At 71.4% G+C, this 24,392-nt stretch carries 24 protein-coding genes and 1 pseudogene; 10 read left to right on the forward strand and 15 right to left on the reverse strand.

The genetic code is table 11. From position 1 onward, the window contains the following. Nucleotides 1–15: 15 nt before the first annotated feature. From AC2W7E_RS12655 to AC2W7E_RS12665, 3 genes are read right to left on the reverse strand one after another with little or no spacing between them, the layout of a single operon-like run. On the reverse strand, nt 16–828 hold the full coding sequence (locus AC2W7E_RS12655; RefSeq protein ID WP_025105364.1) for a GntR family transcriptional regulator: 813 nt from the start codon (nt 826–828) through the stop codon (nt 16–18). Beyond that, a complete protein-coding gene (gene rbsD, locus AC2W7E_RS12660) occupies nt 828–1,232 on the reverse strand; it encodes a D-ribose pyranase (protein WP_485989258.1) in 405 nt (134 codons plus the stop codon). Before rbsD ends, AC2W7E_RS12655 begins: the two co-directional genes overlap by 1 nt. 14 nt (nt 1,233–1,246) lie before the next feature. Then, on the reverse strand, nt 1,247–2,209 hold the full coding sequence (locus AC2W7E_RS12665) for a ribokinase (RefSeq protein WP_085605544.1): 963 nt from the start codon (nt 2,207–2,209) through the stop codon (nt 1,247–1,249). 118 nt (nt 2,210–2,327) lie between these two features. On the opposite strand from AC2W7E_RS12665, the gene AC2W7E_RS12670 reads away from it, so the two are divergent. Continuing rightward, nucleotides 2,328–2,990, forward strand: coding sequence for a transaldolase family protein (locus tag AC2W7E_RS12670; protein WP_485989259.1), 663 nt, complete (start codon nt 2,328–2,330; stop codon nt 2,988–2,990). Between the two features lie 4 nt (nt 2,991–2,994). Here the strand turns inward: AC2W7E_RS12670 and AC2W7E_RS12675 are convergent, their stop codons facing one another. Next, entirely contained in the window at nt 2,995–3,672 is a 678-nt protein-coding gene (locus tag AC2W7E_RS12675) for a FadR/GntR family transcriptional regulator (protein WP_025105368.1), read from the reverse strand. A 76-nt stretch (nt 3,673–3,748) separates the two neighbouring features. On the opposite strand from AC2W7E_RS12675, the gene AC2W7E_RS12680 reads away from it, so the two are divergent. Continuing rightward, nucleotides 3,749–4,618 (forward strand): amidohydrolase family protein, encoded by an 870-nt coding sequence (locus tag AC2W7E_RS12680; protein WP_485989260.1) that lies wholly within the window; start codon nt 3,749–3,751, stop codon nt 4,616–4,618. Between the two features lie 498 nt (nt 4,619–5,116). Here AC2W7E_RS12680 and AC2W7E_RS12685 read toward each other — a convergent pair whose 3' ends face one another. Together AC2W7E_RS12685 and AC2W7E_RS12690 are read right to left on the reverse strand one after the other, a co-directional pair. Further along, entirely contained in the window at nt 5,117–5,893 is a 777-nt protein-coding gene (locus AC2W7E_RS12685) for an SDR family NAD(P)-dependent oxidoreductase (protein ID WP_374459177.1), read from the reverse strand. Further along, a complete protein-coding gene (locus AC2W7E_RS12690) occupies nt 5,890–6,750 on the reverse strand; it encodes a fumarylacetoacetate hydrolase family protein (RefSeq protein WP_126894155.1) in 861 nt (286 codons plus the stop codon). The genes AC2W7E_RS12685 and AC2W7E_RS12690 overlap by 4 nt, the downstream gene beginning before the upstream one ends. Nucleotides 6,751–6,873: 123 nt before the next feature. Between AC2W7E_RS12690 and AC2W7E_RS12695 the strand changes: the two are divergent. The 3 genes and pseudogenes from AC2W7E_RS12695 to AC2W7E_RS12705 all read left to right on the forward strand — a co-directional run bounded on the left by AC2W7E_RS12695 (nt 6,874) and on the right by AC2W7E_RS12705 (nt 9,568). Beyond that, nucleotides 6,874–8,168, forward strand: a pseudogene (locus AC2W7E_RS12695) (L-fuconate dehydratase). After that, nucleotides 8,155–9,123, forward strand: coding sequence for an aldo/keto reductase (locus AC2W7E_RS12700; RefSeq protein WP_025105373.1), 969 nt, complete (start codon nt 8,155–8,157; stop codon nt 9,121–9,123). The pseudogene AC2W7E_RS12695 and the gene AC2W7E_RS12700 overlap by 14 nt, the downstream one beginning before the upstream one ends. 25 nt (nt 9,124–9,148) lie before the next feature. After that, a complete protein-coding gene (locus tag AC2W7E_RS12705) occupies nt 9,149–9,568 on the forward strand; it encodes an RbsD/FucU family protein (protein ID WP_025105374.1) in 420 nt (139 codons plus the stop codon). 8 nt (nt 9,569–9,576) lie between these two features. Here AC2W7E_RS12705 and AC2W7E_RS12710 read toward each other — a convergent pair whose 3' ends face one another. Beyond that, nucleotides 9,577–10,578 (reverse strand): LacI family DNA-binding transcriptional regulator, encoded by a 1,002-nt coding sequence (locus AC2W7E_RS12710; RefSeq protein ID WP_025105375.1) that lies wholly within the window; start codon nt 10,576–10,578, stop codon nt 9,577–9,579. A 184-nt stretch (nt 10,579–10,762) separates the two neighbouring features. Between AC2W7E_RS12710 and AC2W7E_RS12715 the strand changes: the two genes are divergently transcribed. The 4 genes from AC2W7E_RS12715 to AC2W7E_RS12730 all read left to right on the forward strand — a co-directional run bounded on the left by AC2W7E_RS12715 (nt 10,763) and on the right by AC2W7E_RS12730 (nt 15,484). Next, the gene (locus tag AC2W7E_RS12715) at nt 10,763–11,632 is read left to right on the forward strand and encodes a sugar phosphate isomerase/epimerase family protein (protein ID WP_025105376.1); all 870 of its coding nucleotides are present in this window, start codon (nt 10,763–10,765) and stop codon (nt 11,630–11,632) included. A 179-nt stretch (nt 11,633–11,811) separates the two neighbouring features. Beyond that, nucleotides 11,812–13,314 (forward strand): sugar ABC transporter ATP-binding protein, encoded by a 1,503-nt coding sequence (locus AC2W7E_RS12720; RefSeq protein WP_025105377.1) that lies wholly within the window; start codon nt 11,812–11,814, stop codon nt 13,312–13,314. Then, nucleotides 13,314–14,348 carry an ABC transporter permease gene (locus tag AC2W7E_RS12725; protein ID WP_025105378.1) on the forward strand — a complete coding sequence of 345 codons (1,035 nt, stop codon included), beginning with the start codon at nt 13,314–13,316 and terminating at the stop codon, nt 14,346–14,348. Before AC2W7E_RS12720 ends, AC2W7E_RS12725 begins: the two co-directional genes overlap by 1 nt. A gap of 134 nt (nt 14,349–14,482) precedes the next feature. Beyond that, on the forward strand, nt 14,483–15,484 hold the full coding sequence (locus tag AC2W7E_RS12730) for an ABC transporter substrate-binding protein (protein WP_071329175.1): 1,002 nt from the start codon (nt 14,483–14,485) through the stop codon (nt 15,482–15,484). Between the two features lie 721 nt (nt 15,485–16,205). Here the strand turns inward: AC2W7E_RS12730 and AC2W7E_RS12735 are convergent. The 7 genes from AC2W7E_RS12735 to AC2W7E_RS12765 form a co-directional block, all read right to left on the reverse strand. Next, complete coding sequence (locus tag AC2W7E_RS12735; protein ID WP_126894150.1) at nt 16,206–16,502, reverse strand: putative quinol monooxygenase; 297 nt, start codon at nt 16,500–16,502, stop codon at nt 16,206–16,208. Nucleotides 16,503–16,525: 23 nt separating this feature from the next. After that, a complete protein-coding gene (locus AC2W7E_RS12740; protein ID WP_303709798.1) occupies nt 16,526–17,494 on the reverse strand; it encodes a phosphotriesterase family protein in 969 nt (322 codons plus the stop codon). Next, a complete protein-coding gene (locus tag AC2W7E_RS12745; protein ID WP_025105382.1) occupies nt 17,494–18,450 on the reverse strand; it encodes a shikimate dehydrogenase family protein in 957 nt (318 codons plus the stop codon). Before AC2W7E_RS12745 ends, AC2W7E_RS12740 begins: the two co-directional genes overlap by 1 nt. Next, nucleotides 18,447–19,448, reverse strand: a complete 1,002-nt coding sequence (locus AC2W7E_RS12750) for a phosphoglycerate dehydrogenase (RefSeq protein WP_029990020.1) — start codon at nt 19,446–19,448, stop codon at nt 18,447–18,449. The genes AC2W7E_RS12745 and AC2W7E_RS12750 overlap by 4 nt, the downstream gene beginning before the upstream one ends. Beyond that, a complete protein-coding gene (xylB, locus tag AC2W7E_RS12755; protein WP_303709799.1) occupies nt 19,424–20,914 on the reverse strand; it encodes a xylulokinase in 1,491 nt (496 codons plus the stop codon). Before xylB ends, AC2W7E_RS12750 begins: the two co-directional genes overlap by 25 nt. 9 nt (nt 20,915–20,923) lie before the next feature. Next, a complete protein-coding gene (locus AC2W7E_RS12760) occupies nt 20,924–21,499 on the reverse strand; it encodes a glucose-6-phosphate isomerase family protein (RefSeq protein WP_025105385.1) in 576 nt (191 codons plus the stop codon). A 123-nt stretch (nt 21,500–21,622) separates the two neighbouring features. Beyond that, nucleotides 21,623–22,597 carry an acetylxylan esterase gene (locus AC2W7E_RS12765; RefSeq protein WP_303709801.1) on the reverse strand — a complete coding sequence of 325 codons (975 nt, stop codon included), beginning with the start codon at nt 22,595–22,597 and terminating at the stop codon, nt 21,623–21,625. Nucleotides 22,598–22,677: 80 nt separating this feature from the next. Here AC2W7E_RS12765 and AC2W7E_RS12770 point away from each other — a divergent pair, with 80 nt between their 5' ends. Beyond that, entirely contained in the window at nt 22,678–23,487 is an 810-nt protein-coding gene (locus AC2W7E_RS12770; RefSeq protein WP_303709803.1) for a DeoR/GlpR family DNA-binding transcription regulator, read from the forward strand. A gap of 11 nt (nt 23,488–23,498) precedes the next feature. Here the strand turns inward: AC2W7E_RS12770 and AC2W7E_RS12775 are convergent, their stop codons facing one another. Further along, nucleotides 23,499–24,386, reverse strand: coding sequence for a LacI family DNA-binding transcriptional regulator (locus tag AC2W7E_RS12775; RefSeq protein ID WP_238695652.1), 888 nt, complete (start codon nt 24,384–24,386; stop codon nt 23,499–23,501). Between the last annotated feature and the right edge of the window lie 6 nt (nt 24,387–24,392).

Genomic DNA, 24,392 nt, shown 5'->3' on the forward strand with positions numbered 1-24,392 from the left:
GCGTACCGGCCGGGGTCAGCCCACCGTGCCCGCCGGGGAGGCACCGCCCGATCCGTCCACGTGCATCAGCGACGCCTGGGACTGCTCCTGCTGGAGCTGGAACTCGAAGCGCGAGCGGTCGCCCCGGTGGTACGCGATGAAGTACTCGATCGGCAGCCCGTCCTCGCTGCGGCTGATGCTGCGCAGGCGGAGGAGGGCGGAGCCGGCGCTCACACCGAGATGCTGAGCCTGCTCGTGCGTGGCGACCGTCGCCTCGGCGGAGCGGACGCCGTGCGTGGCGATGATGCCGTGGTCGGCGAGCAGCCGGTACAGCGACGCCTCGGTGAGGTCGGCGCCGAGCGTCACCGCCCCCACCGCCTCCGGCATCCACGTGGTCGAGAGCGACCAGGGCTCACCATCGACGTGCCGCAGCCGCTCTAGCACGATCACCGGCGATCCGACCGGCACCTCCAGGGCCAGGGCGACCTCCTCGTCGGCGACGGTCTGCTCGTGCCGGAGGACGTCGCTGTGCACGTGGCCGCCGCGCCGCTCGACGTCGTCGTACAGACCGACCAGCGTGTGCACGAGACTCTCGCTCGTGCGCGGGCGGGAGACGAACGTGCCCTTGCCCTTCACGCGCTCGACGAGTCCCTCGTGCTCGAGCTGGGCGAGCGCCTGGCGCACGACCGTGCGGGAGATGCCGTAGCGCTCGCACAGCCGGTGCTCGCCGGGGAGAGGATCCCCCGGCTGCAGACCGTCGCGGGCGATGCCGTCGATGATGAGCTGCCGGAGCTGGTCGTACATCGGCGCCGCGCTGTGGCGGTCGATCGCATCCTCGATGAGGGACATCAGTACGCCACCCCCGCGTGCAGGATCACGTTCGCGTACGGGGTGAACTCCCCCGAGCGCACGAAGGCGCGGGCGGCGTGCGTGCGCTCCTTGAACTCGACGTGCGGGACGAGCTCGATCTCGAAGCCTGCGTCGGCGAAGCGCTCGCGCAGGGCGTCGAGCACCTCCGGGCTCTTCTCGGCGACCTCGGCCGACACCGTCGCCCCCTCGACCACGAGCTCCGCGAGCACCGTGTCGAGCACGTCGAGGAACGCGGGAGAGCCGGGACGGTAGGCGAGGTCGATGCGCTCGGAGCCCGGCGGGATCGGCAGCCCGGCGTCCGTCACGACGATCAGATCGGTGTGCCCGGTCTCGCTGATGACGCGGGAGAGCGCCGGGTTGATCGTGGTCGAGGTCTTGCGCATCGTGTGCTCCTGGTTCAGTTCGCGACGGGGGCCGCGGTGCGCGCGGCGAGGAAGGCCTCGACGTCGGCGCGGTGGGGGAGGCTCGGTGAGGCCCCCTGCTTCGTGACGGTGAGGGCGCCCGCGGCGGTCGCCAGCCGCACCGCATCGGTGAGGGCCGCTCCGCTCGCGAGCGCGGCACCGAGGTAGCCGGCGTAGGCGTCGCCCGCGGCGGTGGTGTCGACCGCCTCCACGGGGAACGGCGGGACGACGGTGGCGCCTTCGGTGGTGACGACGCACGACCCCTGCCCGGCCAGGGTGATGACCGCGGCGCCCACGCCCTGCTCCAGGAACCAGTGCCCGGCGCGCTCGGCGGAGGCGGCGTCGGTCACCTCGATGCCGCTGATGAGCGACGCCTCGGTCTCGTTCGGGGTGACGATGTCGATGCTGCGCCAGATCTCCGGTGCCAGCTCCGCCGCCGGTGCCGGGTCGAGGATCACGGTCATCCCGTGCTCGCGACCGCGCGCGGTGATGTGCGCGGTCAGCGCGGACGGGGTTTCGAGCTGGGTGAGCAGGACGGAGGTCGTCGGGGCGAGAGCCGCGAGGGCCTCGTCGATCTGCGCCGTGCTGAGGGCGGCGTTGGCGAGCGGCACCATGACGATGTCGTTCTGCGCGGAGGCGTCGACGCGGATGTGCGCGATGCCGGTGGGGCCCGGCACGGTACGCAGGTGCGCGAGGTCGACGCCGGCCGCGGTGAGCCCGTCCACCACGAGGTCGTGGAACAGGTCGTCGCCGACGCAGCCGACGAAGCTCGTGCGGGCGCCGGAGCGCCCGGCCGCGACGGCCTGGTTCGCGCCCTTGCCGCCGAGCATCAGCGTGAACTCGTCGCCGAGGATGGTCTCGCCGCGGGCGGGGAGCCGCTGGGAGAAGGTCGTGACGTCGGCCGTCACGCTGCCGACGATGACGACGCCGGAGCGGTCGCCGGGGTGTGCGGGTGTCATCTCGCTCCTGATCCTCCTCGACAGCGCGGGGCTCCCGGTCTTTGACAAGGTTCGGGAGCTGTCATTACATTAGCCGAAGCCCCACCTGTAACGACAGGTTGCCCGCGAGGAGACCCCGATGACCGCGATCGCCCCCCGCCTGTACATCGACAGCGCCGACACCGACCGCGTCTCGCGGCTGCTCTCCGCCGGGGTGGTGCACGGCGTCACGACGAACCCCACGATCCTCGAGCGCGGCGGGCGGACGGCCGCGGAGATCCCCGACCTCTATGCCCGCTGGGTGGACGAGGGAGCACGGGAGGTCTTCTTCCAGACGTGGGGCGGCGACACGGACTCCTTCCTCCGGAACGCGGAGGGCATCCGCGCGCTCGGCGACCGGGTGGCGGTCAAGGTGCCCGCGACCGCAGCGGGTTTCGCGGCGGCCTCGGCCCTCGTCCGCGACGGGGCCACGGTCCTCGTCACGGCGGTCTACTCCGTCGCGCAGGCGCTCGCGTGCGCCTCGATCGGCGCCCAGTACATCGCGCCCTACCTCGGACGCATGCGCGACGCGGGCATGGACGGCGACGCGCTCATCGCCCGGATGCAGGAGATGTGCGCGGGCAGCGGCTCCAACGTCCTCGCCGCCTCCCTGCGCTCCGCCGACGACATCACGGGGCTGCGCGCAGCCGGGGTGCCCTACTTCACCGCCGCGCCCGACGTGCTCGACCAGCTGCTGTTCCACGAGGTGAGCGACAGCTCGGCAGCGGAGTTCGACGCCGCGATGCAGCGCCTCGGGGCCTGACGGCTCAAGCCGACGCGGCCTGCCGCAGCCACCGTTCGACACCCGCGATGTGGGCCGTGGCGAGGGAGGTCGCCAGCGCCGAGTCGCGCTGGGCGATGGCATCGGCGATGGCGCGGTGCTCCGACAGGGTGCGCTCCACGGCGCCGCCCTCCGTGAGACCCCGCCACACGCGCGCCCGGACCGTCTGGCTGCTCAGGTGCTCGATGAGGCTCGCGAGGTAGGCGTTGCCCGCCATGCCCACGATCTCGCGGTGGAAGCGGATGTCGTGGTCGACGAGCTCCTCGATCCCGACGGACGCGTCGACGGCCTCTACCTCCTCCTGCAGGGCCGCGATCGCCTCGTCCGTGCCGAGGGTCGCCGCGAGACCGGTGGCCTGCGATTCGAGCATCCGGCGGACGGCGAACATCTCCAGCATCGAGTCGTCGTCGTGCATGTCCACGACGAAGGCGATCGCCTCCAGCAGCAGGTGCGGCTCCAGGCTCGTGACGTAGGTGCCGTCGCCGCGGCGTACGTCGAGCACGCGGATGACCTCCAGTGCCTTGACCGCCTCGCGCATGGAGTTGCGGGAGAGGCCGAGGCGCTCGGACAGCTCCTTCTCCGGGGGCAGGCGATCGCCGGGGGCCAGTTCGCCCGACACGATCATCGCCTTGATCTTCTCGATCGCCTCGTCCGTGACTGCCATGGCGCTCATCCTCGCACAACATCCGATGTCTGCGGCAGGATGGGGACATGCGCATCCTCGACTCGCACCTGCACCTGTGGGACCCGGAAGCCTCGGGTACACGTGGCTCGAAGGACCGCTCGCGGGGCGCTTCGGCGCCGACGAGCTCGAGCGTGCGCGGGTGGAGCGGGCCACGGACGAGCGGGCCGTGTTCGTGCAGGCCGAGACCATCGAGGATGACTTCCTCGCGGAGGTGCGGTGGGTGGCCGGGCAGGCGGAGCGGCTCGGGGTGGTCGGCATCGTCGCCGGCGCTCGGCTCGATCGCGGTACCGACACCACGGTGCACCTGGAGAGTCTCACCGCGGAGCCCCTGGTGGTCGGGGTGCGTCACCTCCTGCAGGGGGAGCCGGACGGCGTGATGCTCTCGTCGGCCTTCATCACCGGAGCCCGGGAGGTCGCGGCGCACGGGTGGACCTTCGACGCGTGCGTGCGTGCCGCGCAGCTCCCGGACCTCGCACGACTGTCGGGCGCGATCCCCGAGCTGCGGATCGTGCTCGACCACCTGGGCAAGCCGGAGGTCGGGACGGCTTCTGCTCCGCGCACGCCCTCGGTGGAGTGGGAGCGGGACCTCGCCGAGCTCGCGCGACACCCCGGGGTGTTCTGCAAGGTGTCCGGACTGCCCGCGGAGGCCGGAGGGGACTGGAGCCTCGCGCAGCTCGAACCCTTCCTCGACACCGCGGCCGACGTCTTCGGTCCCGAGCGCCTGATGTGGGGGAGCGACTGGCCCGTGTCGGCGGTCGGCCCCGTCGAGCATGACGGCCCGCACGCTCCCGCCGACGGTGCGCCGGTGTATCAGCCGTCCGCCCGCAGCCGCTGGGCCGACGCCGTGGCGACGTGGGCCTCCTCCCGCGGCATCGATCACGACGCCCTCTTCCACGCCACCGCCACCTCCGTCTACTCCCTCTAACCCCCCTTTCGCGGGGGAGTGCGATATGCCACCTCCGGAGCCCCGTCCGGGCCCGTTTCTGATCCCGGCCGGATGGATGCCGTGCCGCTCACGGTCGTCCCTCCAGGGCGCCTCGGGGCGTGCCGGATGGGAAACGGTCCGCGGCAGCCGCATCGAGGAGCGATTCTGATCCCGCCTGCGCGGCGAGGCGGCGTGCGGGATGAGAAAGGGGCCTGCGGGGCGGGATGGGGGAGCGATTCTGATCCCGAACGGCGGGGGCGGGGAGCGCACGGCGTGCAGAAAGCGTGCGGCGTGCGGGATCAGAATGAGGCGTGCGGGGCGGGCTTGAGGAGCGATTCTGATTCCACCCGCGCGGCGAGGCGGCGTGCGGGACGCGAAAGGGGCGTGCGGGGCGGGGCGGGGGAGCGGAATTGATCCCGGCAGGGGGCGGAACGGCGGGACGGGACGGGGACGGCCCGGGGTCTCGCGGGGAGACACCGGGCCGTCGGGGAGATCGGGTCACTCGGGGCGGAGGCGGAGCTGCGCCATCCCCCCGTCGACCTCGATGAAGGTGCCCGTGGTGGAGCCCGCGGCGGGACTCACGAGGTAGGCCACCGCGGCGGCGACCTCGTCGGGGCTCACCAGGCGTCCGTGGGGCTGTCGTGCCTCCAACGCGGCCCGCTCGGCGGCGGGGTCGGCCGCGGAGTCGAGCAGTCGTCCGACCCAGGGCGTGTCCGCCGTGCCGGGGTTGACCGCATTGACGCGGATGCCCTCGCGCAGGTGGTCGGCGGCCATCGCGCGGGTCAGCGCCGACACGGCGCCCTTCGACGCGGAGTAAAGGGCCCGCTGCGGGAGCCCGGTGGTCGAGGCGATCGAGGCCGTGTTGCACACCGCGGCGGCCGGGGACTTCCGGAGCCACGGCAGTGCCGCCGACGTCACCCGTGCGATGCCGGTGACGTTGATGGAGAGGACGCGGGCCCACTCGTCGTCGTCGTTCGCGGCGATGTCGCCCTGTGCGCCGATGCCGGCGTTGTTGACGACGATGTCGATGCGGCCGAAGCGCTCGGCGACGGCGACGACGGCGGCGTCCACGCTCGCGCGGTCGGAGACGTCGGCGGTGAACGCGGCGAAGCGCTCGTCGGCGTGGGTGGTGTCGCGGTCGAGGACCGCGACGGTGACGCCGTCCGCGTGCAGACGGTCGGCGATCGCCGCACCGATGCCGGAGGCGCCACCGGTGACGATGGCCACGAGTCCTTCCGTGCCGCCGTCGGGTCCCTGAGCCTGTCGAAGGGTCACTTCTCTGCCTCCCATGCGATGAAGTCCTGGCGCTGGCGGCCGAGGCCGTCGATCTCGATCTCGACCACGTCGCCCGCGCTGAGGTAGGGGTATTTGCCGGACAGGGCCACGCCCTGCGGGGTGCCGGTGAGGATCAGGTCACCGGGCTCGAGCGTCACATACTGCGACAGGTGATGCACGATCTGCTCGACCGTGAAGATCATGTCGCTCGTGTTCGAGTCCTGTCGCGGCTCGCCGTTCACGAAGCTGCGGAGGCCGAGCGCCTGGTGGTCGACCTCGTCCGGCGTGACCAGCCACGGACCCGTGGGGTTGAAGCCGAAGGCGATCTTGCCCTTCGACCACTGCCCGCCGGAGACCGCCATCTGGAAGTCGCGCTCCGACACGTCGTTCGCGGCGACGAAGCCGGCGACGTGCGCCATCGACTCGTCCGGGGAGTCGAGGTACGCGGTGCGGGTGCCGATGACGATGCCGAGCTCGACCTCCCAGTCGGTCTTCTCGCTCCCCCGCGGGATCGTCACGGCGTCGTTCGGGCCGACCACCGTGTTGGGCGTCTTGAGGAAGATGATGGGGATGGTCGGCGGCTCCGACCCCGACTCCGCGGCGTGGGCGGCGTAGTTCATCCCGATGCAGATCACCGCGCTCGGGCGGGCGATCGGGGCGCCGATGCGCATCGTCGCGGCGTCCGGCAGCTCGGAGAGCTCCCCGGCGTCGCGGGCGGCGGCGACGTGGGCGACGAAGTCTCCCGCAAGGAAGTCGCCGTTGACATCGGATGTCACCGGGCGGAGGTCGAGGTAGCGGTCACCCTCCAGGAGGACGGGGATCTCCGCCCCCGGGGTGCCGAGCCGCGCGAACTTCATGATTCTCCTGATCGTTCGGGAGGCCGCTGCTCAGCGGCCGGTCTCGTTGACAGTATAGACATCGGATGTTTACACTCCAAGAGATCCGCGCGGAAGAATGACCCGCGCATGGAGAGGAACCCCGTGAGCCGTATCGTCGCCCTCGACACCACCGACATCCGCTTCCCCACGTCGCTGAGCCTGGACGGCTCCGACGCGATGAACCCGGACCCCGACTACTCCGCCGCGTACGTCATCGTTCGCACGGACGCCGGCGACGGCATCGAGGGGCACGCCTTCGTCTTCACGATCGGCCGCGGCAACGACGTGCAGGTCGCCGCCATCGACGCGCTCGCCGGGCACCTCGTCGGGCGTGAGATCGAGCCGCTGCTCGACGACATGGGCGGCACGTTCCGCGAGATCATCGGCGACTCGCAGCTCCGCTGGCTGGGCCCGGAGAAGGGCGTCATGCACATGGCCATCGGCGCGGTCGTCAACGCGCTGTGGGACATCAAGGCCAAGCGCGCGGGCCTGCCGCTCTGGCAGCTGCTCGCCCGGATGACCCCGGAGGAGCTCGTCGATCTCGTCGACTTCCGCTACCTCACCAACGCCCTCACCCGCGAGGAGGCGCTGGAGATCCTGCGCGCGGCGGAGCCCGGCCGGCCGAGCGCGAGCAGCAGCTCCTCGCCACCGGCTACCCCGGCTACACGACCAGCCCCGGCTGGCTCGGCTACTCCGACGAGAAGCTCGAGCGCCTCGCCCGCGAGGCCATGGCCGACGGCTTCACGCAGATCAAGCTCAAGGTCGGTGCCGACCTCGACGACGACATCCGCCGCTTCCGCAAGGCGCGCGAGGTGTGCGGCCCGGACTTCCCCATCGCGATCGACGCGAACCAGCGCTGGGAGGTGTCCGAGGCGATCGAATGGGTGAACGCGCTCGCCGAGTTCGACCCCGCCTGGATCGAGGAGCCCACGAGCCCCGACGACATCCTCGGCCACGCCGAGATCGCCCGCGGCGTCGCGCCCATCCGGGTTGCCACCGGTGAGCACGCGCAGAACCGGATGATCTTCAAGCAGCTCCTGCAGGCCGACGCGATCTCGGTCATGCAGATCGACGCCGTCCGCGTCGCGGGAGTCAACGAGAACATCGCCAACCTGCTGCTCGCGGCGAAGTTTGACGTGCCGGTGTGCCCGCATGCCGGCGGCGTCGGGCTGTGCGAGGCCGTGCAGCACCTGTCGATGTTCGATTTCGTCGCCGTCTCCGGCACCCGCGAGGGCCGCCTGATCGAGTTCGTCGACCACCTGCACGAGCACTTCGTCGTGCCGACCGACATCCAGGGCGGCTCCTACATGGCTCCCACCGCACCGGGCACGGGCATGGAGATGAGGGCCGACAGCATCGCGGAGTACACCTGGACGGGTGCGCATGTCCACGCCTGACCGCCTGACCGTCCCGACCCTCGGCTACGGTGCCGCGAACGTCGGCAACCTCTTCCGTGAGCTGTCCGACGACGACGCGTGGGCGGTGCTGGACGCGGCGTGGGAGAGCGGCATCCGCTTCTACGACACCGCTCCGCACTACGGCCTCGGGCTCTCCGAGCGTCGTCTGGGTGCCTTCCTGCAGACCAAGCCGCGGGACGAGTACGTGCTCTCGACCAAGGTCGGCCGGCTGCTGCGCCCGAACCCCGACCACGCCGGCGGCCTCGACACCGCGAACGACTTCCACGTGCCGGACGACCTCCAGCGCGTGTGGGATTTCTCGGCGGACGGCATCCGGACGAGCCTGGACGAGTCCCGCGAGCGGCTCGGCATCGAGCGCATCGACCTTCTCTATCTGCACGACCCGGAGCGGCACGACCTCGACCTCGCGCTCGCCGAGGCTCTTCCTGCCCTGGAGCAGCTGCGCGCGGACGGCGAGGTGACCGCGATCGGCATCGGGTCGATGGTGTCGGACGCCCTCGCGGCATCCGTGCGCTCCGCCGACCTCGACCTCGTGATGGTGGCCGGTCGGTACACGCTGCTGGAGCAGCCCGCCGCGGTCGACGTGCTGCCCGCGTGCCGCGAGACCGGGACGGGGATCGTCGCGGCGTCGGTGTTCAACTCCGGACTCCTCGCGGCGAACGAGCCGCGGAGGGACGGCCGGTACGAGTACGGACAGCTCCCCGACGAGCTGTGGGACCGCCTCGTGCGCATCGCTGCGGTGTGCGCCGATCACGACGTGCCCCTGCCGGCCGCGGCGATCCGGTTCCCGCTCCAGTCCGACGTGGTGCGCTCCGTGGTGGTCGGCGGCAGTCGCCCGGCGCAGCTCCGGGAGAACGCGGAGTACGCTGCCCGGGAGATCCCGTCGGCCCTGTGGGAGAACCTCGCGGCCGAGGGCCTGATCCCCGCCGTCTGACCTCCATCCACCGAGAGGAGCCGCCGTGCTCGAAGGAATCCACCCGCTGCTGACCGGGGAGCTGCTGCTGCATCTCGACCGGATGGGGCACTCTGACGCCGTGGTCGTCGCCGACGCGCACTTCCCGGCCTGGGGTCTCGGGGCGCGCGTGGTCGATCTTCCCGGCACCACCACGCCCGAGGTCGTCGCGGCCATCCGCAGCGTGCTGCCGCTCGACGACGCGCCGGGCATCGATCTGATGACCTCTGCCGACGGCGAGGTGCTGGACGTGCAGCGCGAACTCATGGCCGCCGCCGGCACGGAACTCGACACCACGCGCTTCGTCGAGCGCTTCGCGTACTACGAGGTGGCGAAGGAGGCGTATCTGATGGTGCGCACGGGAGAGACGCGGAAGTACGGCAACGCGCTCCTCCGAAAGGGCGTGGTCGGCCACCCCTCGGCCTGACCCGGGGTTCAGCGCCCGACGGTCGACTCCCGCACGATGAGCTCGGCGGGGAACGGCGTGGGCGCCGGAGGCGCGGCGGTCGGATCGGCGAGGAGCTGCAGCAGCGCGGCCCCGGCGGCGCGACCGATCTCGTAGCCGGGCTGCCGGACGCTCGTCAGCGGCACCACGCCCTGGTGTGCGGCGGCCACGTCGTCGAACCCGACGAGGGCGATCTCCTCCGGCACCCGGATGCCGTGGCGGAGCAGCTGCGTCAGCACACCGAGGGCCACCCCGTCGTTCGCGGCGAAGACCGCGTCCGGGCGCTCCTCCGCGGGAAGCTCCGCCAGGTGCGCCCCGGCCCGGAGGCCGTCTTCGGTCGTGAGATGCTCGACGTCGAGGACGGAGACGCGGGCGTCGGTCCCCGCCACCGCGTCGCGCAGCCCGGCGAGACGATCGTTCGACTGGCTCACCGTCGGGGCTCCGAGGAACAGGATGCGGCGACGGCCGAGGGAGAGCAGGTGCTCCCCGGCCAGGCGTCCGCCGCCGCGGTCGTCGAAGGTGACCGCGGCGACGGAAGGCGAATCCCGGATGGGGCCGACGACCACCGAGCGGATCCCGCGGGTAGCGAGCTGTTCCAGCCGTGGCACGACATCGCCGCGTGGGTAGATCACGATGCCCTGCACCCGGTGGGCCTCGAACATGTCGATGTTCTGCTCTTCGCGAGCGGCATCGCGGGCGCTGTCGCTGAAGAAGAGCGACCAGCCGCCCTCACGGGCCACGTCGTCGACGCCGCGGGACAGGTCGTTGAAGTAGGGCAGCCAGGCGTCGAGGAGGATGAGGGCGAGGGCCTTGCTCGATCCTGCGCGGAGTTGGCGGGCCGACTCGTTCGGCACGAAGCCGAGCTCGGCGATCGCCGCCCGCACCCGCTCCCGGCTGGCGGCCCCGAGGACGTGCGGGTGGTTGAGGTAGTTCGACACGGTCGATGCCGAGACCCCCGCGAGAGCCGCGACATCCTTCACGCTCGCGGACATGGGCCTCCTTCGGCGATGGACCGCAGGCGCGGCCGGATGAGGCCCAGGCTAGCGGACCAGTTGTAACGTGCCAAGAAAGTTCTTGACACCCCGACGGATGGCGACGTAGCGTGACTCGCACACGGGGCTTGTAACGTGCCAAGCCGCGCGGCGACGGTGCCGGACACCCGCCGGAGGAGCGCTCATGAACATCGGCTGCCACGGACTCGTCTGGACGGGGACCTTCGACGCGGACGGCATCCGGCTCGCGGTCGAGAAGACTAAGCAGGCGGGCTTCGACCTCATCGAGTTCCCGCTGATGGACCCGTTCTCGTTCGACGTCGCCGCCGCCCGGGCCGCCCTCGCGGAGCACGGACTCGCGGTCAGCGCCTCGCTCGGGCTCTCCAACGAGACCGACATCACGAGCAGTGACCCTGTCGTGGTCGCCGCGGGCGAGGCGCTCCTGCTCCGCGCGATCGACGTGCTCGCCGAGCTCGGCGGTACGCACTTCTGCGGGGTGATCTACAGCGCGATGAAGAAGTACATGGATCCGGTCACGCCCGAGGGTCTCGCATCGAGCCGTCGCACGATCGCCCGGGTGGCCGACCATGCCGCCGAGCGGGGGGTCTCGGTCTCGCTCGAGGTCGTCAACCGCTACGAGACCAACGTGCTGAACACCGCACGGCAGGCGCTGGCGTACCTCGGCGAGGTCGACCGCCCGAACCTCGGGATCCACCTGGACACGTACCACATGAACATCGAGGAGTCGGATATGTTCGCGCCGGTGCTCGATGCTGCTCCCGCCCTGCGGTACGTGCACATCGGCGAGAGCCACCGCGGCTATCTCGGCACCGGGACGGTCGACTTCGACACGTTCTTCAAGGCGCTCGGGCGCATCGGCTACGACGGCCCCATCGTGTTCGAGTCGTTCTCCTCGGCGGTGGTGGCGCCCGACCTCAGCCGCATGCTCGGCATCTGGCGCAACCTCTGGACCGACAACCACGAGCTGGGTGCGCACGCGAACGCCTACATCCGCGACAAGCTCGTCGCGGTGGACTCGATCCGCCTCCACTGACCTCCGGGCGGCGGTTCGAGATCAAGATGTTATTACAGGTCTTCCCTCGCCGCCGATCGTTAGATACATTTAGATACAACTTGCACTGACCCGGGTGCAGGTCGCAGAATTGATCCGATGTTTACGGCGGAACGGTCCGCCGCAATCGCGACAGAACCTTCAAGGAAGCAGGTGAGCGCATGAGTGGACCCATCCTGAGGGTCGAGGGGATCAGCAAGGGATTCCCCGGTGTCCAGGCGCTGAAGGACGTGCATCTCGAGGTGCGCGCCGGCGAGGTGCTCGTGCTCGTGGGTGAGAACGGTGCCGGCAAGTCCACCCTGATGAAGATCCTCTCCGGGATCTACACCAAGGACGAGGGCACGATCACGTTCGAGGGGCAGGAGGTCGAGCTCACCAGCCCGCTGCAGGCGCAGGAGCTGGGGATCACGATCATCCACCAGGAGCTCAACCTGATGCCCGACCTCACGGTCGCGCAGAACATCTACGTCGGCCGCGAGCCCACGACGGGCCCGTTCCTGTCGGAGCGGAAGCTCAACCGGCAGACGGCCGAGCTGCTGCAGCGCCTCGACATCCACCTCGACCCGCGCCAGCGCGTGGGCGAGCTGACGGTGGCCGAGCAGCAGATGGTCGAGATCGCCAAGGCGCTGTCCTTCAACGCCAAGGTCCTCATCATGGACGAGCCGACGTCGGCCCTCACCGACAGCGAGGTCGAGACCCTCTTCGTCCTCATCGAGCAGCTCAAGGCCCGTGGCACCGGCATCGTGTACATCTCGCACCGCATGGACGAGCTGCGCCGCCTGGCGGACCGGGTGACCGTGCTCCGCGACGGCACATACATCGGATCACTCGACAAGTCCGAGATCACGATTCCGACGATCATCGAGATGATGGTCGGCCGCGTGATCGACGAGGGCACCCGCCCGCAGGCGCGGGAGCACCTCAACGACCCGATCGTGCTCGACGTGCAGGGGCTCTCCACGCGGAAGCTCCTCAAGGACGTGTCGTTCCAGCTGCACAAGGGCGAGATCCTCGGATTCGCCGGCCTCATGGGCGCCGGCCGCACCGAGACCGCCCGTGCCGTCATCGGCGCGGACCACCGTGACGGCGGCACGATCACGATCGGTGGGCGCACCGTCCGCATCGCGCAGCCCGCCGACGCGGTCAAGCACGGCGTCGGCTACCTCTCCGAGGACCGCAAGCTGCTCGGCCTCATGCTCGAGCAGGACGTCACCTTCAACACCGTGCTCGCGTCGCTCGGCTCCTACGCCAACGGCATCGGCTGGATGGGCGACAGCAAGGCCAAGAACCGCACCAAGGAGTACGTCCAGCAGCTGCGGGTGAAGACCCCCTCGGTCAACCAGGTCGTCAAGCTCCTCTCCGGAGGGAACCAGCAGAAGGTCGTCATCGCCCGGTGGCTGATGCGCGACTGCGACATCCTCATCTTCGACGAGCCGACGCGAGGCATCGACGTCGGCGCGAAGGAGGAGATCTACCGCCTCATGCAGCAGCTCGCCGACGCGGGCAAGTCCATCATCGTCATCTCGTCGGAGCTCCCCGAGATCCTCCGGGTCGCGAACCGCATCGCCGTGTTCGCGAACGGTCGCATCACCGGGACGCTCCGCAACGAGGAAGCCAGCCAGGAGAAGATCATGCAACTCGCAGCCCACGGGGAGGAAGACTGATGAGCACCCCACAGCAGTCCGGATCGTCGACGACGACGATCATCCAGACGGCCGTCAACGAGGACACCGACAAGCGCGACGTCGCCGGGTTCCTCAAGCGGCAGTTCCAGCAGTCGCTCGCGTTCGGCACCCTGATCGTCCTGGTCATCTTCTTCTCGATCGCCAGCCCGAACTTCTTCACCTTCAGCAACATCGCCACGGTGCTGCTGTCGACCGCGGTCATCGGCATCCTCGCCCTCGGCACGACGTTCGTCATCATCACGGGCGGCATCGACCTGTCGATCGGCACCGGCATGGCGCTCTGCGCCGTGATGACCGGCGTCCTCATCACCAACCTCGGCCTGCCGGTGTGGGTGGGCGTGCTCGGCGGCATCGCGACCGGTGTGCTCATGGGGCTGGTGAACGGCGTCAACATCACGTTCCTGCGGTTGCCTCCGTTCATCGCGACGCTAGCCATGATGATGATCGCGGGCGGCCTCGCCCTCGTGATCTCGAACGTCGCGCCGATCTACTTCTCGACCTCGGCTCCCGACTTCAAGAAGATCGCGCTCGGCGTGCTCATCCCCGGCATCCCGAACGCGGTGCTCATCACCGCGGCCCTCGCGATCGTCGCCTGGCTCGTGCTGTCGAAGACGCTGCTCGGCCGGTACACGTTCGCGATCGGATCGAACGAGGAGGCCACGCGCCTCTCCGGCGTCAACACCCGCCGCTGGACGATCCTCATCTACATGTTCGCCGGCGCCTTCACCGGCATCGCGGGCATCGTGATCGCCGCCCGCCTCGACTCGGCCCAGCCGCAGATCGGCACCGGCTACGAGCTGCAGGCCATCGCGGCCGTGATCATCGGCGGCACCTCGCTGCTCGGCGGCCGCGGCTCGATCCTCGGCACCGTGATCGGTGCGCTCATCATGAGCGTCCTCGTCAACGGCCTCCGGATCATGTCGATCCAGCCCGAGTGGCAGAACATCGTCGTCGGCGTCGTCGTCCTGCTGGCCGTCTTCCTCGACTCGCTGCGCAACCGCCAGCGGACCTGAGACACGGCGGCGGCGAAACCCGTGCCCGCCGCCGTCCCCGGCTCCGGCCGGACCCCGCGGAACCCTCCGCACAGGCACCACGAATGTCCACCCGCCGGTCCTGGCCGGCACCCACACAGAACAACGGAGTTTCCATGAAATTCGGCAAGAAGACCGCATTCGCGGCACTCGTGGCCGCATCCGCGCTCGTGTTCGCCGGCTGTGCCGGCGGCGGCGACGTGATCGAAGAGGGCTCGGGTGGCGACACCGGCAGCAGCGACGGCGAGATGTACATCGCCATGGTCTCGAAGGGCTTCCAGCACCAGTTCTGGCAGGCCGTCAAGAAGGGCGCGGAGGAGAAGGCCCAGGAGCTGGGCGTCAAGATCACCTTCGAGGGCCCGGCCGCCGAGACCGAGATCGCACAGCAGCTCGAGATGCTGACCGCCGCGATCGACAAGAACCCGGACGCCATCGCCTACGCCGCCCTCGACCCCGAGGCGTGCGTCGCCCCGCTCGAGCAGGCGAAGTCGAAGGACATCCCCGTCGTCTACTTCGACGCCCCGTGCAACGGCGACGTCGGACTCAGCCTCTCCGCGACGGACAGCAAGGTCGCCGGCGCGCTGGCGGCCGAGCACATGGCCGAGCTGATCGGCGGCGAGGGTGAGGTCGCCATCGTCGGCCACTCGCAGATTAACTCGACCGGTGTCGAGCGTCGCGACGGCTTCGTCGAGAAGATCGAGGCGGACTACCCCGACATCGAGATCGTCGACATCCAGTACGGTGACGGCGACCACCTGAAGTCGGCCGACATCGCCAAGACGCTCATCGCGGCCCACCCCGACCTCAAGGGCATCTACGGCACCAACGAGGGCTCGGCCATCGGCGTCGTGAACGCCGTGAACGAGCTCGGCCTCGAGAAGGGCAAGATCACCATCGTCGGCTTCGACTCCGGTGCGGCCCAGATCAACGCCATCAAGGACGGCACAATGGCCGGCGCCATCACGCAGGACCCGATCGGCATCGGCGCCCAGGTCGTGCAGGCGGCCTACGACGCGGCCAACGGGGACGACGTCGAGGAGTTCTACGACACCGGTTCCTACTGGTACGACAAGAACAACATCGACGACGACAAGATCGCGGCGGTCCTCTACGAGTGACCCGCACGACGGAGCCCCTCGCCTGCGGGCGGGGGGCTTCGTCGTGTCCGGGGGAACGTCGGTCCCGGGTCCGTGGTCCGTGATCCGTGATCCGTGATCCGTGGTCCGTGGTCCGTGGTCCGTGGTCCGGGTGCACGATCCCGGGGTGACTGCACGACCGGATCCCCGGTTTCCTCGTGCACCCGTATCGGGATCGTGCAGACGAACCGGGTCCGGAGTCGGGTGGGTCTGGGGTCTAGGTCTGCACCCGGGATGGGTCTGGGTCTGGGTCTGGGTCTGGGACGGGGCACGACGAGGACGAATGCACGACGCGGGGACCGATGCGTGGCCGGATGGGCGGTTCGGTCGTGCAGTCGTGACGGGGGTGTGCAGGTGAAACCGGAGGGCCGAGTGGAGTCGTTCGGGCCGGGGATGGTCGGCCTGAGGGACGGATCCACGACTGTGAGACGGATGCACGACGTGGGGACCGATGTGTGGCCGGAGGGGCGGATCGGTCGTGCAGTCGTGGTAGGGGTGTGCAGGTGAAACCGGAGGGCCGAGTGGAGTCGTTCGGGCCGGGGGGGTCAGCCCGAGGGGACCGTCCCCGGGGGACGAGGCACGACGAGGGACGGATGCACGACGGGGGGGGGACGAGGGCACGACGGGGAGGCCGGAACGGGCGTGCGGGCGTCGCGAGGTCGTGCAGGTGAAACGGGGAGGGGGAGACGGAGGGAGGGTGGGGTCAGAGGGGGCGGAGGAACGTGAGGATCGAAGTGGGCTCGACGATGAGCTCCTGCAGGGCGGCGTTGAAGGGGACGCCGGCGGGTGCGTGGAGGTGGGCCTGGAAGGCGTCCTCGTCGCGGTAGACCTCGTAGACGAAGAAGCGGTCCGGGTCGTCGACGAGGCGGTGGGCCTCGAAGACGATGTTGCCCTCCTCGGCGCGGACGACCTCGGCGAAGTCCCGCAGCAGCGCGGCGACCCGGTCGGCGGCTCCGGGCTGCGCGGTGAAGACGGCGTGGAGGACGGTGGGTTCGGGCATGACGACTCCTCGGGTTCGGGTGGTCAGGAGTGGAGGGCCAGGAAGCGCGCGGGGGTCGTCACGAGCATCCGGTGCACGGCGTCGTCACCCACGGCCTCGCGGAGCCGGGGAAGGTAACGGTCGCCGAGGTAGGCGAGACCCGGCATGCCGCCGTAGGCGATGTACCGGGTGCGCCGGGCGACGTCGCCCCCGAGCAGGATCCGGTCACCGGCACCCCGCTCCACCACGGCGACCGTGAGGGCCAGCAGCTCGGCGTCGGAGCGGGTGCGCGGGCGGGCGAAGCCGTCGTACCCGAGGTGGGCGCCGCGCTCGGCCAACGCGACGTGCAGACCGGGATCGGGGTCGCGGTCGGCGTGGGCCAGCACGACGCGATCCGCCGGCACCCCCTCGGCCGCCAGCAGGTCGAGGGCCTCGTGGGCCGCGGTGCCGAACTCCAGATGCACCATGACGGGGGCTCCGGTCTCGCGGTGCGCCTGAGCCACGGCGACGAGGGTCGTGCGCTCGAACGGACTGAGGCGCCAGTAGTCGGCCCCGCCCTTGAGCATGCCGGCGCGGACGGGCTGCCCGTCGGGACCCGCGGCGAGAGGCACGTCGGGCGTCTCGAACACCGCGGTGTCGTCCGCCGGCATCCCCCGCGTGAGGTCGGACACGAACAGGGCGGCGAGGCGGTCCGCGCCCCACACCTGCATCGGGTGGTCGGGGCCGTAGTGGGCCTCACGGTGCCGGCCCGTCGTGGCGACCACGTGCAGTCCGGTCGCGGCGCTGATGCGGGCGACGGCGGCCGGGTCGCGACCGAGGCCGAACGGGGTGGCGTCGACCATGGCCTCGAAGCCGCTCGCCCGCAGCAGACCGGCCTCCTCGCCGGACGCGGCCTCGTCGTCGAGCTCGTCCCCGACCAGCAGCGGCGACACCTGGAAGAGGTGCTCGTGGTAGTCCACGCGCCCGAGCCGCGACGGGTCGAGGTCGCCGAGGACGGTCCGCACGGCGGGCATCAGCGCACCGACTCCGCGGCCTCCGCGAGGCGCTCGACGGTCTCCGGCGTGAGGTCGAGGTCGAACACGTCCGCCACGACCTGCGACCAGCCGTGGATGAAGTACCGCCAGCCGTCGACCACGTGCAGGCCGCGGTCGTCCTCCTGTGCCTCGGCCTGGTGCAGGAACTCCAGGGAGCCACGGTAGTTGAACTCCCACGCGTACGCGCCCTCGGGGAACACGACGGCGTCGGTCAGCGGGGAGCCCGGGCGGTCCTTGCCGAGCCCGGTGGCGTTCGCGATGACCGATCCCGCGGGCGCGGCGGCGACCAGGGCATCAGCCTCCTCCGGCGTCTCGGTGACGACGTAGCGGAGCAGTCCCTCGGGGGTGCCGTGCTGGCGGTGCACCTCGCGGAGGTGGTCGAGCTTGTCCTGCGTGCGCGCGGTGACGGTGATGAGGGCCGGGGCATCCTCCCGCTCGGCGAGGGCCCAGCTCAGCGCGGTGCCCGATCCGCCCGCACCCAGGATGACGACCTCGGCCCCGGTGCGCGCGAAGTGGTCGGCGGGGAGGAAGTCGCGCAGCGCCAGGTCGACCGTGATCGGGTCCTTCGCGCGGCCGGACAGCGTGGACCCGCGCTTGGCGATGCTGGAGATCTCGGCGCAGGACACGGCGAACGGATCGAGCTCGTCGAACAGGTCGGACGCCGCCGCGTACACGTTCATCTTGTGCGTGGTGACCAGCGCGCCGCGGTGGTGCGGGTCGTCGCGGATCTGCTCGACCATGGCGCGGTACTGCGCGGGGTCGGCATCCATCGGCAGGTCGTGGCCGACGAGGGTCCGGGTGGGGAGGCCGAGGATGTCGGCCCACAGCGGGAACACCTTCATGATCGACGACGAGGCGGTGGTGACGCCGACGAAGCCCATGTAGTCGGCGGTGGCGGGGGCTGACGGTGCGGCGGACGTCGCGGCGGTGGTCATCGGTTCTCCTCGGGAGCGGACGCGGGCAGGGGCACGGGGTGGGCGGGGTCGGCGCCGCGGAGGACGGCGAGCACATCCGCGAGCGACAGCTCTCCCATGTTGTCGACGGCCTGGGTGGTCTGGGCACCGAGGTGCGGGGTGACGATGACGCGGTCGGCGAGAGCCGGGTCGAGCAGGGGACTGTCGTGCGCGGCGGTGTCGCCGTCGAGAGTGTCGGCGGCGTACCCGGCGAGGGTGCCGTCACGCAGCGCGTCCGCCACGGCCTGCTCGTCCACGAGGTCGCCGCGGGCCGTGTTGACGAGTACGGTGCCGGGTCGCATCACGGCGAGGCGCTCGGCGTCGACGAGGCGCTGACCGCCGGGGGCGTGCAGGGTGATCACGTCGGCGGTGCGGAACAGGTCATCGAGGCCGAGGGGGTCGGCGCCGTGGTCCCGCACGAGGTCGGCGGGGAGGAACGGGTCGGAGGCGAGCAGCCGCGGGCCGAACCCGCTCAGTCGCCGCGCGACCCCTTGGCCGATCCGCCCGAAGCCGACGATGCCGACGGTCGCGGCGCCGAGCTCCCGTCCGCGGCGCACGCTCCAGTCGCCGGTCCGCACGCGGCGGTCGCCGTCCGGGATGGTGCGCAGGGCGGCGAGCATGAGGCCGACCGCGTGGTCGGCGACCGCATCCGCGTTCGCGCCGGGGGTGTTCGTGACCGGGATGCCGCGGTCGCGCGCCGCCGCGAGGTCCACCGCCTCGGTGCCGACCCCGTAGCGCGCCACGACCTTGAGCTTCGGGCCGGCAGCGAGGTGCGCGTCGGTGACCGGTCCGGTGCCGGCGATCCAGGCGTCGGCACCGTGCAGCAGCACGCGCAGCTCGTCGAGGTCGTGATGGGCCGGCCCGCGGAGGATGCGGTGTCCGGCCTGCGCGGCGCGCCCGACCAGGTCGAGGTCGCCGTCCGAGAAGGAGCGGCTCGTGACGAGGATGACGCCCATCAGCGCGGCCTTCCCGCGAACCACGGTGCGAGGGCCGTGTACGCGTCGGTGAAGCGGGCGTGGCGCTCGGCGTAGACCGCATGCCGGGACGGGTCGGGCGTGAACTCGGCGGTGACCTCGCTGAGCGCCCGGGCGGCGGAGAAGTCGGTGAGGCCGAGGCCGACGGCTCCCGTGACCGCGGCACCGAGGCTGTTCGCCTCCTCCACGATCGTGCGGCGCCGCACCGGCACGCCCCACACGTCGGCGAGGACGGCGAGGTAGACGTCGCTCTGCGCCCCGCCGCCGACGGCGTCGATGCGGTCGATCGTCGCGCCGGCCTCGCGGAACGCCTGGATGCAGGTGAGGAGGTTGAACGCCGTCCCCTCGAGGACCGCGCGCACGAGGTGGGCGCGCCCGTGGTGGCGGGCGAGACCGACGAAGGCCCCGCGCGCATCCGGGTCCCACAGCGGGGAGCGCTCGCCGAGCAGGTACGGGAGGAAGTAGAGGTCGTCGGTGTCGATGTCACTCGCGGCTTCGGCGACGAGGCGCCCCGTCTCGGGGTGTGCGGGGTCGACGGAGAGGGCTTCGGCGATCCACTGCACCGAGGCGCCGCCGGCCTGCATGGTCGCGGTCGGCACGAACGACGCGGGCACGACGTTGTCGAACGTGAAGGTGCGCATCGCGGGGTCGTGCAGCGGGGCGTCGGCCGCGAAGGAGATCCACGAGGAGGTGCCGAGGCACACGTAGGCGCCGTCCTCCGGGGCCACGACGCCGGAGCCGACCGCGGCGAGCGGTCCGTCGCCCCCGCCCATCACGACCTGGACGCCGATGTGCAGCCCGAGCGCCTCGGCCGCGGCGGGCGTGAGCGGGCCCGCGATCTGCGTCGACTCCAGGATCTCGGGGAACAGGGCGGGGTCGAGCCGCGCGGCCGCGAGGATCTCCGGCGACCACGTGCCCGCGACCTGGTCGTACGCATTGGTGCCCGAGGCGTCCGACCGGTCCGTGGCGAGCCGCCCGGTCAGCCGCAGCACGATGAAGTCCTTGGCGACGCACACCCGGCGCACGCGCTGCCACACCTCGGGCTCGTTGTCGCGCACCCACATGATCTTCTCGAGGGAGTAGGTGGGGTTCAGGCGGTGGCCGAGGATCCCGTAGGCGCGCTCGGCACCGACCGCCGCCTCGAGCTCGCGCTGCTGGGCGCCGGCGCGGGTGTCGGCCCAGATGATCGCGGCTCGTGCGGGCTCGCCATCGGCGTCGAGCAGCACGGCGCCCATCATCTGTCCGCTGACCACGAGGCCCGCGACCTCGGCGGCGGCGGTGCCGGTGCGCGAGAGGAGGTCGCGGGTCGCCGTGACGACCGCGTGCCACCAGTCGGCCGGGTCCTGCTCAGCGACGCCGCCGGCCGCGAAGTGGGCCGAGTACGGCACGGTGACCGCGGCGATCAGACGACCGTCGTCGTGGTGCAGGGACGCCTTGTTCCCGGTGGTGCCGAGGTCGTGGGCGATGATCATGGCCGGAGCCTATTCCGCGTAGGGGCGCAGGTCGACGCCGGACTCCGCGCGGAACGCCCGCGAGCCCATGCCGTGCTCCAGCACCCAGCCGTAGTCGTGGCCGGCGCCTCCCGGGTACACGGCGAGGAAGGAGTAGGGCTCGTCCCCGGTGTTCACGGAGCGGTGCGCCCAGCCCGGCGGGATGTAGCCGATGGTGCCGGGGAGCATGTCGAGCCACTCGGTGCGCTCGCCGTCGAACATGAGCAGTCCGCCGCGGCCGTGCAGTGCGAGGTAGATCTCGCCCTGGTGGTCGGGGTGCTGGTGACCCTTGGTCATCCAGAGCTCGCCGCCCGTGTCGCCGGGCATGATCGTGGTGATCGACTGCGGCAGCTCCCGCTCGATCTCGGGGACCGGCGAGCTGACGACCGTGTAGACGATCGGATCCTCGCCCGCGGCGGCGGCCGCCCAGGCGTCGTGGTCGCGGAACAGGCCCTCGAGGTCGGACATCCGCCGGGTCAGGGTGGGGCCTTCGGGGGAGAGGGTGAGTTTCTCGGCGTCGAAGGCGATCGCCATCGGGGAGATCGGCGGGGTCTGGTACTCGGGCATCCATGCTCCTCGAAACGGGTGCTGCGTCGTCGCGCAACCTGTAATGACAAGCTCACTGTACCTGTTATGACAGGTTGCGTCCAGTGCTCTCCTGCGCGGAGGAGGACGCGCGCGCGACGGTCGTCAGCCGGCGAGCACCCGTTCCAGGTGCTCGCGCCCGCCGCGGATGGCAGCCTCCGTCACGTCCGCAGATCCCGGATACTCGGCGTGACCGGCGGGAAGCGCGGCCAGGTCGAGGTCGCGGGCCCCGGCGGCGACCGCGAACTGCCCTTGCGGCGGCACGTACTGGTCCCACAGGGCCGCCTCCACCCGGACCGGCACCGCGGAGAACCCGATCGCGGTGGAGGAGTCGAACCAGCGCAACACCTCGCGGGCCTCGGGGTGCCGCAGGACGTGCTGACGCACGGTCTCCCCGCTCCCCAGGCATGGAACCGCCAGCCGCTCGTCGTACTGGCCGAAGCTCGGCACGATGAGGGTGGCCCCCACGAACCGGTCGTCCCACGGCAGGGCGAGCGCGCCGATGCCGCCGCCGAAGCTCTCCCCGACGTAGTAGAGAGGAAGCGCGCCGACGACCGAGACGAGGACGTCGGCCGCCAGCCACAGGTCACGGGCGCAGAGGCCGAGCACGTAGCGCTCCGGATCGTCGATGCCCGCGAGCACGTGCTCGGGGGTGGGCTCGGGCGCTCCGATCCTCGCGTTCAGCACGCCGAGCCCGCGGGCCACGGGATAGATCGCCGCGACGTCGTCCGGCACCCGGGCGAGATCGACCGCGTCTCGACCCCCGTAGCCGTGGCCGTGCACGACGCCCGCGCGGGGAGGGCCGTCGAGGGGCTCAACCACCCAGGCCCGCAGCCGCACGCCGTCGACGCCGGCATGCTCGACGACGGACACCCGACGGCCCTGCTCCTCGGAGGTGGAGAGGACCACGGGGGCGGCGTCCACCGCGGCGGCCTCCCGCCGCCAGCGTCGCCAGCGGTCGGCGAACCCGGGCGGCGCGGGCACGGGGCGGACCGCGCGGAGGTCGGCTTCGGTGCGGCCGTAGCTGCCGTCGAACGCGGCATCGGGGAACCAGGTGGCGTAGGGCTCGGGGAAGGTCATGCGGGCTGAGGGATCCTGTTCCGGGAGTGGGGCGGGCGGGGGTGCGTGGCAGACTGGAGGCTCCATCGGAAGGAGACCGCGTGCTGGTCACGGAACGACGCGAGCGCATCCTCGCCCTGACCCGCGATCGCGGTACCGCGTCCATCGGCGAGCTCGCGGCCACGCTGCAGGTGAGCGAGATGACCGTGCGGCGCGACATCGATCAGCTGGCCGAGGAGGGCGCGGTCGAGCGCATCCGTGGCGGCGTGCGGGCTCGGGGCCTCCAACGTCTGGTTCCGGCTCCGGCAGCCTCGGCCGAACGGCGCGCGATCGTCGCGGCGGCCGCGGATCTCGTGGAGCCCGGAATGGCGGTCGGCATCTCCGGCGGACCCACGGCCCTGGCGCTCGCGCGGGAGCTCGTGCGCGTCCCCGAGCTCACGATCGTCACGAACGCCCTGCCGGTCTCCGACCTGTTCTCGCCACCGGATCGCGCCGATGCTCCGTACACGCAGACGGTCGTGCTCACCGGGGGCGTGCGCACGCCCTCGCAGGCCCTCGTCGGGCCGGTCGCGGTCCGCGCCCTGGAGCACCTGCACTGCGATCTCGTGTTCCTCGACGCCCACGGCCTCGACGAGCAGGCCGGCATCACGACCATGAACCTGCTGGAGGCCGAGACCAACCGGGCGCTCATGGCTGCGGGGCGGGAGGTCGTCGTCCTCGCCGAGCACACCCGCTGGGGCGTGGTCGGACTCACGACCGTCGCCGACCTCAGCGACATCGACCGCCTCGTCACCGACGACGGCCTCGACGACGGCGCACGGGAGCTGCTCACGGCTCACGTCGGCACCCTGCACGTCGCGCCGCGCGACGGCGGCGACGAGCGTGCGCTCGCGACGGCCCTCGCGGACTGAGTCCGCCGCCGTCATCGGGCCGTGCTCGCCCGCGGGATCAGCCGGGCGCCGACCGTCACGTGCCGCACGGGGAGATCGGCTCCCGGCGGCGCGGCGATCTGCCGTTCGAGCTCCGTGAACGCCGCGTCCACGAGGCGGGCGTGGTCGGGGGCGATGGTGCTGAGGGCGGGCACGGCGAAGCGTGCGGCCCGGATGTCGTCGATGCCGACGACGGCGACGTCTCCCGGCACGCTCCGCCCCTGGGCCTGGAGAGCGGCCAGTGCACCGAGCGCGACCGAGTCGTTCGAGCAGACGATGCCGTCGAGATCGGGGATCGCGGCGGCCATGGCGCCCGCCACGCGCTCGCCCTCCTCGGCCGTGAACGCGTCGACCTGCGCGGTGAGGGCGGGGTCGGCGGGGATCCCGGCGGCCGCCAGGGCCTCCAGGTACCCGGCGTGCCGACGGTCGGCGGCGTCCGAGGGGCGGGCGTCGCGGCGTCCGACGAAGCCGATGCGGCGGCAGCCGACCGCGAGCAGGTGCTCGGTGGCGGTGTAGGCGGCGGCGCGGTTGTCGATCGTGACGTGCGTGAACGGGCTCACCTGGATGTGCTCGCCCAGCAGCACGAGCGGCCCGGGGGAGGTGCGGCGCGTGAGGTCGGCGACCGTGAGCGAGCGCGGGATGTGGATGAGCCCGTCGATGGGCGGCAGGCCGACGCCGTTGGCGACGTCGATCTCGCGGCCGTGATCCCCCTCGGTCTGCACGATGAGCACGGCCAGCCCTCGGTCGTCGGCGCCGCGGACGATGCGCGAGCCGAGCTCCGCGAAGTACGGCTCCTCCAGATGCGGCACCGCGAGCGCGATGAGTCCCGTGCGGGTGGCCCGCGCGACAGGGAGCACGCGGCCGCCGGGCGAGGTGGTCACCTGCGG

It is taken from the genome of Microbacterium sp. CFSPD4_SD4 (assembly GCF_057364585.1).